Source organism: Coleofasciculus sp. E2-BRE-01 (assembly GCF_040221695.1).
GTDB lineage: Bacteria > Cyanobacteriota > Cyanobacteriia > Cyanobacteriales > Coleofasciculaceae > Coleofasciculus.
Genome location: NZ_JAVKEA010000201.1, coordinates 15,909 through 27,643, shown reverse-complemented (window position 1 = coordinate 27,643; position 11,735 = coordinate 15,909). Strand labels below are relative to the sequence as shown.

Here is an 11,735-nt window from a genome sequence, read left to right as displayed (position 1 = left end):
TCTCACACCTACCACCATTCACCTCACCTATTCATCCACAATGTTTTTTTCAAACAGGCTCCGTTTAATACATAGTGAGCCAAAATTGCTCGCTTTCCCCACACCCCACACCCCATACCCCACACCCAGTATCCTATCGTGTCGTGGGTAATGTGGCTTAAGTTGACACCCATGCACGTCTGTGCGCCCCTACACCGCTAGATTGATTGGGAATGTCCTTGGTTGGTAGATTGGCGCTGATGCCATTGTCCCAACGTTCCGCCAAAAACCCCAATTAAAAACAATCCGAATAGTGCGGAAGGTTCTGGCACATCTTTGGCGACAATGAAGGCATTATCCTGAATTGTCGTAATATCCGTATTGCGAACAATAATATCCGAAAGGGTTGTATCACCAATATCCGGGACTAAATTTAGGAGATCCTGATCCGCTAGATAAAAGAAGCGATCGCCATCCTGTAAACGCTGGAATTGATCGGAGAGAATCACATTGAACAGTTCGCCAACCATCCCACCGTTATAGGCATCTTCAGCAATTCCCCCCATCCAAAAATCGACTAAATCAATGTTATCTTGACCATTGGTTGTGCCGTAAATATCTCGGAAACTTTGGGCAATTTCGGCGTCTGATGTAATTTGATCGAAACTGGTATATCCGCCTAACCCCAACGCCTGACGCGCTTCATTATAACTGGGAAGTCCGTGATCTCGTCCCCGTTGAATATTTACAGCAGCTAAATCCAGTCCGCCGTTTCCAGCAGGGAAGAGGAAATTGCGAACATCATCGACTACAAATGCATCGATGGTTTGGGCTTTCTGAGAAGCTAATCCTAACAGCAAGGAATCAATCCCATTCTCGGTAATTTCTTGAGGTTTAAAAAAGCTGTCTCTCAATGAAATACTCCCCGCCGATGTGCCATCATTATTGATCCGTTGCAGTTCTGGAGATAACATTGTATGACCGACTCGATAGGCGGCGGTCGAGAATTCGTTACTGATACTGGGGTTTACCGTTTCATCGTAGCCACTATAGGGATCGATCGCCCCTTCACCCAAGAGTAAAGGTAAAAACTCATTGTAGGTAATCGCCTGAATTTGGGCACCGACAATCCGGCGGGCGGTTTGATAGATATAGTCGTCTACAGAAAGTCCCGCATCAGCCGCTTTTTCGGGAGTTGTTGGATCAGCGGCAATTTCATCGGCTAACCGATTGTGTTCCCGTGCAAACAGGGTGTGAACGGCTGTTAAGCCAATCTGTTCATTTGCCCGCACATCCCCAGCGATAAATAGATTTTCAGTGCTGACACCAAAGGGATTGGCATTATGCAAATTTGCAGTATTGAAGGGTAACAGATTCCCGGTACTGGTTTTCAGTTTTCCGCCATCTCCTGTGCGTAAAAAATTCGCCCGTTCTAAGTCTGATCCATAGACATTTGACCCATCAATATAAGCGGTAATCGCGTTAACTTGTTGGCGGGGATTATTACTATCTGTACCTGTTCCTGGTGCGGCGACATTTCTGTTAAAGGGAATCTCTGAGCCAGGGGTAAAGATTAAATCATTCTCTGGAACGATGATGGGTAACGGTTCTGCGCCTTCAGGCGGATCAGTCAAGTCGATGTCATGATCCACAAATTGTCCCCATTGCCATAGCCAATCACTAGCGTGGAAAGGATTGGGGAGTGATTCAGATTGAGAGGCGATCGCGTTACTAATAGCGCGAGGGTTGGGGCGATTCATACCCGCAGGCGCGGAAATCCCGTCACTGTAATCGGGTTCGAGGAGGCGAATCAGTTCAATTTCGGCTTCACCCCAGGTGGGATTATCTAGGTTGTTGTTTGACCCATCAATCGACCGAAATTCTATGGCTTGGGCGGGTAGGGATACAGCAAATCCTAACGTAGCAAAACTGGTTAGAGTGAGAAGCGTTTGACGGATTTTGTGAGCAGTCATCATGGTTAAATTACACCTTGATAGTTATGAACGAACTGAAAAAAGCTGGCTCTGAAAGTACCTGAAGGTATCAACTTGCAAAATTCAGTTCTACTTATTACTCACGATTAACCCACTAATTTTATGCAATAGGCGAATATTTGTTACATCTTTTTACAAAAACAGCTAGGTTTTACATGTCTTTAGCAAACAAGGGTGGAATATTATCAAAACTTTACCAAATCTTCATGAAACACTGTAACGAGTTCATAAATTCTTATAGTTCTATGAATTAAGCTTAAGAAAATAGAATTTACCTTCCCTGAGATTTAAATATCTTAGTTTGAGCAGTAATTGTGAACGGGTCTTCCGAATTTAGTGTGCTAAACTATCAGTTTTAATGAGTCAGAAATATTACCACACAAGGACTGTATCCTTTAATTGTTTTAAAAAAAATTGAAATCTGGGTAAAAATTGTTAAAGCTATTGCTGTCCAACGTTCTGGCAAATCCAACTAACAATTTAGCACACTAACTACGGAAGACCCAAAAATCCTACCGCATCCAGTCAATTCCGCAATATCCAATTCTATGACCCAGAATTAGCGGTAACGGCGAATGGGATAACCGACACCTACACCCTGGATTCCTATGCGGGGAATCAAGATAAAAGAGCTAAAGTCAACTTTTCTGAGGATAGCAGCGAAGTACAACTTGAGGGAAATGGTTGGAAGAAGTTAGGACTCGATTACACGATTACCGCCGATACTATCTTAGAGTTTGACTTCAAGAGTACAGCGGAAGGAGAAATTCAAGGCATTGGCTTTGATACCGATGATAGTCTCAGTTCAAACCAGTTCTTCAAACTCTACGGTACTCAATTCTGGGGCATCAAAGACTTCAATAATTACAGTGATACGGCTGGGGAATGGCAATCCTATCAAATCCGGGTTGGCGATTTCTTTACGGGTCAGATGAATTACTTGCTATTGGGAAATGACCATGATGTGAAAAATCCCAATGCAGCAAGTCAGTTCCGTAATATTCAAGTTTACGAACAGAGTGCAACGGACGAGATTACCGGGACTGATCCCAGTGTCGGAGAGGTAGATACTCTCACCGGAACTGCCAATGTCGATACCTTTATCTTAGGAGATGGAACAGGGGCATTATACGCCGAAAATGGCGTGGATGATTACGCCTTGATTATGGATTTTGACGCCAGTCAAGATATGATTCAACTGGCAGGAAATGCCGCTGATTATCAGTTAATGGCAACCTCTGGTAGTTTACCAGAAGGAACGGGAATCTACCAGGATTTTGGAACATCCGATGAATTAATCGGTATTGTTGATAACGTTTCTTCTCTCAGTTTAGAGAGTTCCACCTTTAGTTTCGTTTAATTAGGGCTTAGTTGTCATGGGCAATGGTTTTAACCCCTTCTTCCAAGCTGCCTCTTCAACGAAGTAAAAGACAGTCATTGACAGAAATATTCAGTACAAAAATCATAGCAAACCCTGAGGCGGTGTAATCTCAATCCGACGATTTTGAAGGTCTACCACTGGGACAATTTCATCGACAAAAGGAATCAAAACCGTTACTGGCTTGGATGGTTTTTTCCTAGCTTTCCGTTGCTTACTAATTCTGTTCGGGAGGGGCGCTTCCGGTTTAGCTGGGGTTGGTTCAGGTTGATGGTGAAGTTTGACCTCTAAAAGCATGTTCCCCGCCGGAATCACATTCACCACGATACCGACAGCTTCTCCAGTTAACTGGTTGAAAACCTCTAAATCCAGCACATCTAGAACATGATATTCATTCTCCCCCAATTCTGGGCGATCGCTCTCTGGAACCAATAGCGTTGCATCCCGTAAGGCTTCGGCTTGTTCCCGGTTTTCTACCCCAGCCAGTTTCACGACATAGATTCCTTTACCTGGAACGTAACGCCCCCCTAATAATTCCACAGGTTGCGGTTGGCTATCATGAGATTGCTTTAACCAACGTTGTCCCGATTTCTCGAAGCGTTCGGGAAAATCCGAATTGGGATAGACGCGCAGTTCTCCTTTTAATCCTTGAGGAGCTACGATTATACCAATTTCTAGCCAGTTGTCATTTGTCATTCGTCATTTGTCATTCGTTATTTGTTGAAGATGACTTGCACTCTATCGGGGCGGGTTTACAGATATCTGGGTAAAAAGCTTCCCGTTAATAGTAAAACCCGCCCCTACAACGGACTAAGAGACGTTCCACCGGAACGTCTCTACTATCTCCCTCATCTTCCCCATCTTCACCATCTCCCTCATCTCCCTCATCTTCTAAGTAGCCGCAGGTTCAACCGCCTGATCCATCAGTTCTCGAAACTGAATCACATCTTGACGTGGATCGGCATGAGTTACTTGAACATCTAAGCGATCGCCTAATCTTACCGTTCGCTTAAACCGCATCACTAACTCTAACCCTAAATCTTCCAACAAAATCAAACCCAAGTTATCGTGTTCGCGCAGCCAACGCAGCATTAACGCTTGCCACACTTGATCCGGGTGACGCCGTAAATATTCCAATCCCCAATAGCGATTGGTTTGGCGTTCCACCATAGCGGCTTCTGAGGCGGCTGTGGTGACACCCTGCATGGTTTCTTGCAGGTATTCCGCTGAAAAAGGTAAGGGATCACCGCGCAAGTGGGCTTTTAGTTGAAAATGATTCAGCAAATCCGTATAACGGCGGATAGGAGAAGTGACTTGGGTATAAGTTTCCAAACCCAAACCCGCATGACGCAGGGGAGTAATACTCATTTCACTGCGAGGCATACAGCGCCGCATGGCACAGAAGCGCACTGGACCTGGGGGCAATACCAGCAGTTCTTCATCAGAAGGCAGTTCCGGCTGGGGTTGTCCACGAAAGGGGAGGGGAATTTGATGGCTTTGACCATAGCGTCCAGCAACTTCCCCGGCTAGAATCATCATTTCTGCGACCATTAGCCGCGCTTGGGAATCCTCTAAAACCTGAATGATGATTTCATCTTGATCACGGACTTTAATCACCGCCTCTGGCATGTGGATACTAATCGCACCCTGACTTGACCGCCATTCTTGACGACGCTTTGCCCATTTCGCGATCGCGGCGATTTCCGGTTCTGCCCTCACTCCCAGTTCCAACATTTCATCCACATCTTCGTAGGTGAGGCGATAGGTGGGTTTAATCAGACTAGGGTGAATCTTGTACTCTTGAACACTGCCATCTTCATCGAGGATTACCCCGAAACTTAGTGTTGGGCAAACTTGACCCTCCACCAAACTCATCGGACCCGTTGCCAGTTCAGCGGGAAACATGGAAATCATCCCCGTCGGCAAATAGAGTGTCGTGCTGCGCCGTCGGGCTTCTCGATCCAGTTCGTCGTCGGGTCTAACTAAGCGGGTTGGATCAGCAATATGAATCCACAGACGCTCTTTTCCATCGTCGAGTTGTTCTAAACTCAACCCATCGTCGATTTCTGAGGTACTCTCGTCATCAACGGTGTATACCTTCAAATGAGTTAAGTCTAAGCGGTCTTGATCGGGGTCGGGAGGTGGAGAATCCAAGTATTGTTGCACCAAGTCAAGCACCTCACGACGAAAGTGAACAGGGTAAGATGAGCGCCGCAAAAACAGATTCTCGTGAGGAGTCCATAAGCCTAAGTCTACCAACAGATCGAACGCTGCTTGGGGAGTTTGCGGGCGATCCAGGGTAGCTAGTATATCTTGGGCTGCACGAGAGGTATTTTCCGGATAAAGGACAAACCGTTCTAGGAGTTCAAAGCGAGTGCGATCGCTCTCTTGCCACTCTACCGCTTCACCCTTGAGTTTCTGCTGAGTGCGGGTTAAAAATTCTTCTTGCTCTCGCTGCTTCGATTCTGCGGCTAGTTGCTGATGTTTCATTTCAGCCACTTTCGTAGCTGGACGCGGTTCATAGCTATCGGCTTTTTGTTTAAAGTAGAGTTTGTCGTCCGATAGCAAGCAGTGAGCAGCGTAACATAGGGATGGGTTTTGGTCAGAAAACAAAAGCTGTGCCATTTCCGCACAGGTTACCGCTTTTCCCTCTTCCACCAGCAATTCCCATGCCACTTCCAGGCTGGATGGATCGAGATAGGGTTCGACTTGGCTGAGAAAGTCGGGAATTTCTGAGACGTCAAATTTACCATCCTGGACTTCGTAGGTAACTTGCCGGGGATGAAGCGTGTGAGATTGACCCTGCTCGTCGATAACCGTCCAGCGTGTTTTGCCATCTGGACGGTCTACAATCGCTAGATGACGATCGCCTTGCACACGAAATTCGATAAGTGTTCCTTTTTCCACCAGCTTTGCTAATCCCGGTCGTTTATCTTTAGTTTTTCACTAATCCGGCGATAGATTTCCCACGCTGCAATTTTTTATTCAGCATGGGATAAATCGCCAGTAATGCCCCTATAAAGTGGCATTGCATCCAAATTGGATGTGGTGTTCCTCGCCAGAGTTATCACACTCTAAATCTAGTCTAACGGGTGATGGGATGATACCAAAATCATTAGACGGGGTATCAAAGGATTCAATCATTTGATACCACCGTTTAGTCAGATATCGATTATCTCACCACTCCTCACTCTGAGCTTGTGTTGAGCCGCATCATCCCTCTTTATTGACGAAAGGCAATAATGCTAAAAGGCGAGCGCGTTTAATCGATCGGGTCAATGCCCGTTGTTGTTGAGACGTTAGACCTGTAATCCGACGTGGCAGAATTTTACCGCGTTCGGTAATGAATTTGCGGAGTAATTCCACATCCTTGTAGTCAATGGGTTCTCCCGGCTTGATTGGAGAAAGGCGTTTGCGAAAGTAGGTCATGGGCAGTTCTTAGGGGTTTGTGGTCATCAATTTCAGTTTAGGATGCATTGCCATTGTGACATGGCTATTTAATTTCTTTATGCACCGTATGCTTATTGCAATGAGTGCAGAACTTTTTCAGTTCTAGCCGCCCTGTGGTATTGCGGCGGTTTTTCATTGTGGTGTAGCGAGAGACACCATTTGTGCGCTTGTCTGGGTTCGTGCGACACTCTGTACATTCTAAGGTTATAACCAGTCGAACACCTTTCTTACTTGCCATAGTCTTACGTCTAGTAAATTAAATGAGGGCGTGAGTGAATTTAAACACAATCTCTTATTTTTGCATACGACGCCGGATTTGGGCAACCCATCGCTTTAGACGCAGATCCAGAGAGAACCCACGACGGGTTGGAATCACCAGGGTTTGGGCAATGCGATCGTGAAACGCTTGCTGTTTTTCCGGTTCCGATAAAGCGATGCCACAATCTACCCCTAATGGTGCAATTAACAGCAGCATGGAGAGCAGCATGGAGATGCCATTCGCCAAAACGTTGAAGCCAAACATAGCTAAGAGCGCACAGACACCCAGAATGCCTTCTCGTTTGGTTAGTGTCAATAGCCCTGGAAGTTTGCCGTATTTAGCATCCAGGACTTTCATATCCAATGCCCAGCGTCCTAAACTCTGACCCTGATTGCTCGATACCAATACGACCCGCATCCCTAACCACACTGCCATAAACACGAACACTTGCAAAAAAGGATTTCCACCCGCCATCGAACTAACCAGCCAAACAGCGACAAAATCAATGAGGAAGGCATAGAACCGTCGCTCTATTGGCACTTGAGGAAAGCGCTTGTGTATTGGTTCAAGTTCATACATGGTTAGGGTTAAGTTTAGGGCTGATGCAGTCTTTATTAAGTTTAGCGGATTTTGCGAAGTGCAATCATTAGGTCAAAAGCAAGCTACGTCATTTGTCATTTGTCATTCGTCATTCGTTTATATAAGGGTTTGAGGTCTCCTCACATAGTTTAATATAGTTAAGCTTGTTTCCACTAACCTACTTAAATTCGGATCAACTAATTCCTGTTTTTTAAACTTAACTTTACCCTAATACACTAAACTAATGAATAAAATTAAGATTAGACTTCCTGCTAAGGTTCAATTTTCTGACGCAATCGTCTAATTATACTGGCACGACTAATGATTGTCGCTATGCCATCATCAATTTGCACAAATACTTTGCCTGAAAAAATATTACGCAAAGCCGGACGTTGATACACCACAAAATTATCGATTTCTGACTTGGGTTCAAATCCCATATCAGACAAGGTTGTATTTAAGGTTTTAGTAAAGGCTTTTTTGTTCTTAAACTCTAGAGGAAAAGTCACGCTGCGATTGAAGTAAGCCCCCACTAATCCGGCGACTAAACCGAGTGTAATACCGTAACGATACGGAAGGGGTTGAGTTAAACTTAGACCTAGCACTTGCGAGGCTAAGACAGCCACAACCAGGGTCATTCCTGTAAAATAATAATAGAATGTCGCCCAAAAACCAGGACCAAGCTGCATATACTAACCTCTATCAATTCAAATCAGGATACAATTATTTATCACAGGTTTCAGATTGTCAAGATTGAGACGATCAATTAGGCGAGTATAATAGTCGCGTATTTAATTCCGTGCGTACATCTGAGCCTTATCGTTTAAGTCATGGCAAAGGGTTGAATTGGATGCACTTGAGTATTCATAGTACGGTAACCACTCGATAAACCCGATAAATACTGTTAACATAATTCTGCCACATCTATTCCAAACATTCCTGTTGCCGATAGAATCAATGTCGTCCACAGATAAGTTTTCGCTAGAGACGCGATCGCAGTATCCGCCTTGAAATCTAGTAAGTTTTCTCAGTTACCCATGAATGCCCGATAGCGAACCCAGTACCGATCGACAGCGATCTCCAGCTCTCCGAACGGAAAATCCGCGCCGTGGGTTTCTTGGAGAGTGACAAAAAAGTCGAGAATCGCGCCACCTTCGGCGGGGGTAAGACTATCGACGCGCTCGTGGAAAATGGCTAGTGGAGTACCTGGAGTACCGGAATCGAACCATTCGAGCTGCTGCTTACGGAGTAGCTCGGTCATGTCGTCCGGCAAACCGAGACCAGACGGGAGCCTAGTAGCTCGATCAAGCGTTTCTACAACGTCTGTACGAGAGGGTTTGGTAAGTGCGCCTACGAGTTCGGAGACGAAGACGCTCACAGATGCATAGGACTCCAGAGAAGCGTGCAGGAAGGCTGGTAGGAAGTACCGGAATGCCTCCGGAGCAAGCATCCAGAGGTTGCCTTCGACCTCGGTTCGGAGATCATACACTGAGAGTTCCGTTGACGTATTCGTAGCCAGGAGTTCGCGCAAGCGATCGCCATCGTAGCTCACCGTCGGTCGCAAGATCTGAGTAGCTAGGGGTCGGGGGCGTGAGGCGAACGCACTGGTCTTGGACATGGCGATATGGATAGGTACAAATGACAAATGACAAATGACGAACCGTTAGCTTTTATTGTGTCCACCGACTTACAGCGTTTCCGGTTCTATGCCTAAAGCCTTGAGTTGTTCTCGCAGACGTGCATTTTCCCGCTCGGCTTGGTTAGCTCGCTGGTGTTCTTGTTCAGCTCGTTGACGTTCTTGTTCGGCTCGCTGGCGTTCTTGTTCGGCGCGTTCTTCCCCTGTCAACAGCAAGTTTCCCTCGCTATCCCACCACCGCAACCAGGGAAGTTCGGCGTTTTTGTAGCGTCCTTGCCAAATGCCAAGTTCTACTCCCAGGGGTGAAATGGGGTAGTGTCCGCGATCATTAGCTGGTAGTAAATGGTAGCGTCCCTCAACCAGATGATAGACTTCTACGCTAGATCGGGCTACTTCATAAATACCGTAGAAAGGGACGTGAATGGCTTGTTCGTAAACCCAGAATTTCCCTTCGTAGGGAGTGCGATCTCGTTCGTCCTGACCATTACCAGAAACAAATTCTAATACGATGAGGGGAGAAACGATTTCTTGCCAAAGCACGTAGGATCGCCGCATTTGACCCTCAAGAGTCGGTGGTACGTTGGGAACATAAAACCAGTCGGGGGCTTCGGCTCCGCGTTCGGGTGGGTCAGTTAAGCGCCAGTAGATGCCGCTGTCTTGACCGATGCAGTAGCGCTCGTCGGGGTGCAGTTGTTGGAGGATCGGCTCAATGGATTCGGTTAATAGAATGCTTTGAGGATGTTCTTGGAAATTTTTCACAAACGTACCATCCGATTCTGGGAGTTGGGTGTGATCGGGTAAAGTTGTGGGGAATTCAGATGTGGCTTTCATGGTTTTGATGCTAACTTCGCCTCTTTGTCATTATTGTAGGTTGGGTTGACGTAAGGAAACCCAACAATGATTGATCTGGCTGTGCGATCAATAATTTATGAAAGATGCTTCCAGAGACGTTTCATTATCGTCGTTCGTATCCCGCATTTCTCACAAAAGGTGCGATCGTAAACGACAGAAGCCTTGGCAGAGAGAGATTTGACCTCAGTTAGATACCCCAGTCGCACCTAACAGTGTGTTGTTCCTTCAATAGTTTGAATCCGAGTCCTCCTTAACAAGCAGAAATTGATAAATTCAGACTCATATTGTGGGATAAAGATTAAACTTATTTAGCGTAATAAATAAGCTAATGGGTGGCGGTTTAATATTTAGACACTCAACCTCAAATATCAAATACCAAAAGAATTATAATCTCTCCAAAAATTGATATGATTAAGGTAGATAAAAGTGGCTCTTCTAGAGTGGTTATGATAAATTAGCTGCAAAAAAACAAATAATTGCAATATTTTTACAATCAAAGTCGCTTTAAATTCTTGCTTTGCCTTGATTTAAGGTCAGGTTTTATGATATAAAATATTCTGACAGTGGACAGCAAAAATTAAGAGTTAATACTATGCCATCTAACTCCCTTCTATTTTTCGTTACAAAACTTATCAAGTTTGAGGGTTTTAAAGCAACCAACTATTGGTTTATAACCGAAAATGAAATACTAATTGAATTAGCGAATAAAACCAATAGATCCACCTGTCCTTATTGCCACAAATCAACTGACAAAATACATCAATCTCATCAATCTCATCAATATAGAGTAAGAGATATTCCCCTGAGTAGCTTTGATGTTTTTTTGTTCGTTAATCGTCGCCAATTCAGATGCAAGAATTGTCGTCAAGTTTTTTCAGAAGAATTAAGCTTTGTCAAAAAAAGAAGAACCTATACAAAAAAATTGGCGCAAAAAGTAATAGAAGAAGTTCTGGCAACAGATGTGGCTAATGCTGGCAAGAGAAACCGAATGAGTTCAGCGGAAATAGAAACAATACTTAAAGAACTAGAAGAGGATTTATTGAAGGAAAAACCTCAGGGATTAAAACGGTTAGGGATTGATGAAATAACCCATCTAAAAGGAGGTAAGAATTATGCCGCAGTCTTAGTGGACTTGGATAAGCGAAAACCGATAGCATTGTTAGAGAAAAGAAATAAGGAAGCAATAGCAGAATACTTACAGAGCTTGGGTTCGGAGAAATTAAACGAAGTCAGAGACGTGTCTGCTAAACTCATAGAAATGTATCAAATTAAAGAGAGTATACGGGATATATTTGAAAGTCAGATAACCGGGGATAAAGCTTTATGGGATATCGCGGAATGGATAAAAGAAGCTTATAAATATTTTCCCAGAAGTTGTCAAACAATAAAAAGATGGATTGATGAAATATTAGCCTATTTTGACAATCGGACTACACCATCTACAGTGGAGGGAATTAATCAAAAAATCAAGCTGATCAAAAGGAGGGGTTATGGATTAAAGAATTTTGACAATTTTAGAAGAATAGTTCTGCTTAATTGGCATTTTTGCTAGTAATCTATCATAGTTAGTCTGAAAGAGCCTTATAAATTCCTCTTGAGGATTTACAC

Annotated in this window: 11 protein-coding genes; 2 read left to right on the top strand and 9 right to left on the bottom strand. The window is 44.5% G+C overall.

The genetic code is table 11. The features are described 5' to 3' along the window. Nucleotides 1-197: 197 nt before the first annotated feature. Complete coding sequence (locus RIG66_RS26400; RefSeq protein ID WP_446381924.1) at nucleotides 198-1,955, bottom strand: peroxidase family protein; 1,758 nt, start codon at nucleotides 1,953-1,955, stop codon at nucleotides 198-200. A gap of 949 nt (nucleotides 1,956-2,904) precedes the next feature. Here RIG66_RS26400 and RIG66_RS26395 point away from each other — a divergent pair. Beyond that, on the top strand, nucleotides 2,905-3,333 hold the full coding sequence (locus RIG66_RS26395; protein WP_446381922.1) for a hypothetical protein: 429 nt from the start codon (nucleotides 2,905-2,907) through the stop codon (nucleotides 3,331-3,333). A gap of 102 nt (nucleotides 3,334-3,435) precedes the next feature. Here the strand turns inward: RIG66_RS26395 and rimM are convergent, their stop codons facing one another. From rimM to RIG66_RS26355, 8 genes are all read right to left on the bottom strand, one after another. Further along, nucleotides 3,436-4,047 (bottom strand): ribosome maturation factor RimM, encoded by a 612-nt coding sequence (gene rimM / locus RIG66_RS26390; protein WP_446381920.1) that lies wholly within the window; start codon nucleotides 4,045-4,047, stop codon nucleotides 3,436-3,438. Between the two features lie 195 nt (nucleotides 4,048-4,242). Next, a complete protein-coding gene (locus tag RIG66_RS26385) occupies nucleotides 4,243-6,258 on the bottom strand; it encodes a ribonuclease catalytic domain-containing protein (protein WP_446381918.1) in 2,016 nt (671 codons plus the stop codon). Between the two features lie 306 nt (nucleotides 6,259-6,564). Continuing rightward, a complete protein-coding gene (gene rpsR / locus RIG66_RS26380; protein WP_006106620.1) occupies nucleotides 6,565-6,780 on the bottom strand; it encodes a 30S ribosomal protein S18 in 216 nt (71 codons plus the stop codon). Nucleotides 6,781-6,844: 64 nt separating this feature from the next. Further along, on the bottom strand, nucleotides 6,845-7,039 hold the full coding sequence (gene rpmG / locus RIG66_RS26375; protein ID WP_446355835.1) for a 50S ribosomal protein L33: 195 nt from the start codon (nucleotides 7,037-7,039) through the stop codon (nucleotides 6,845-6,847). A 54-nt stretch (nucleotides 7,040-7,093) separates the two neighbouring features. Beyond that, the gene (locus RIG66_RS26370) at nucleotides 7,094-7,639 is read right to left on the bottom strand and encodes an RDD family protein (RefSeq protein WP_446381916.1); all 546 of its coding nucleotides are present in this window, start codon (nucleotides 7,637-7,639) and stop codon (nucleotides 7,094-7,096) included. A 272-nt stretch (nucleotides 7,640-7,911) separates the two neighbouring features. Continuing rightward, nucleotides 7,912-8,328, bottom strand: coding sequence for a hypothetical protein (locus RIG66_RS26365; protein WP_446381914.1), 417 nt, complete (start codon nucleotides 8,326-8,328; stop codon nucleotides 7,912-7,914). A 338-nt stretch (nucleotides 8,329-8,666) separates the two neighbouring features. Beyond that, on the bottom strand, nucleotides 8,667-8,900 hold the full coding sequence (locus RIG66_RS26360) for a hypothetical protein (protein WP_446381912.1): 234 nt from the start codon (nucleotides 8,898-8,900) through the stop codon (nucleotides 8,667-8,669). A gap of 426 nt (nucleotides 8,901-9,326) precedes the next feature. Continuing rightward, entirely contained in the window at nucleotides 9,327-10,106 is a 780-nt protein-coding gene (locus RIG66_RS26355; RefSeq protein ID WP_446381910.1) for a Uma2 family endonuclease, read from the bottom strand. Between the two features lie 613 nt (nucleotides 10,107-10,719). On the opposite strand from RIG66_RS26355, the gene RIG66_RS26350 reads away from it, so the two are divergent. Next, entirely contained in the window at nucleotides 10,720-11,679 is a 960-nt protein-coding gene (locus tag RIG66_RS26350; protein ID WP_446381908.1) for a transposase, read from the top strand. Nucleotides 11,680-11,735 lie beyond the last annotated feature (56 nt).

Excerpts from the sequence above, each read along its gene's own strand:
- RIG66_RS26400 (WP_446381924.1), bottom strand. The coding sequence starts at position 1,955 with ATGATGACTGCTCACAAAATCCGTCAAACGCTTCTCACTCTAACCAGT.
- RIG66_RS26395 (WP_446381922.1), top strand. The coding sequence starts at position 2,905 with ATGAATTACTTGCTATTGGGAAATGACCATGATGTGAAAAATCCCAAT.
- rimM (WP_446381920.1), bottom strand. The coding sequence starts at position 4,047 with ATGACAAATGACAACTGGCTAGAAATTGGTATAATCGTAGCTCCTCAA.
- rpsR (WP_006106620.1), bottom strand. The coding sequence starts at position 6,780 with ATGACCTACTTTCGCAAACGCCTTTCTCCAATCAAGCCGGGAGAACCC.
- rpmG (WP_446355835.1), bottom strand. The coding sequence starts at position 7,039 with ATGGCAAGTAAGAAAGGTGTTCGACTGGTTATAACCTTAGAATGTACA.
- RIG66_RS26370 (WP_446381916.1), bottom strand. The coding sequence starts at position 7,639 with ATGTATGAACTTGAACCAATACACAAGCGCTTTCCTCAAGTGCCAATA.
- RIG66_RS26365 (WP_446381914.1), bottom strand. The coding sequence starts at position 8,328 with ATGCAGCTTGGTCCTGGTTTTTGGGCGACATTCTATTATTATTTTACA.
- RIG66_RS26360 (WP_446381912.1), bottom strand. The coding sequence starts at position 8,900 with ATGACCGAGCTACTCCGTAAGCAGCAGCTCGAATGGTTCGATTCCGGT.
- RIG66_RS26355 (WP_446381910.1), bottom strand. The coding sequence starts at position 10,106 with ATGAAAGCCACATCTGAATTCCCCACAACTTTACCCGATCACACCCAA.
- RIG66_RS26350 (WP_446381908.1), top strand. The coding sequence starts at position 10,720 with ATGCCATCTAACTCCCTTCTATTTTTCGTTACAAAACTTATCAAGTTT.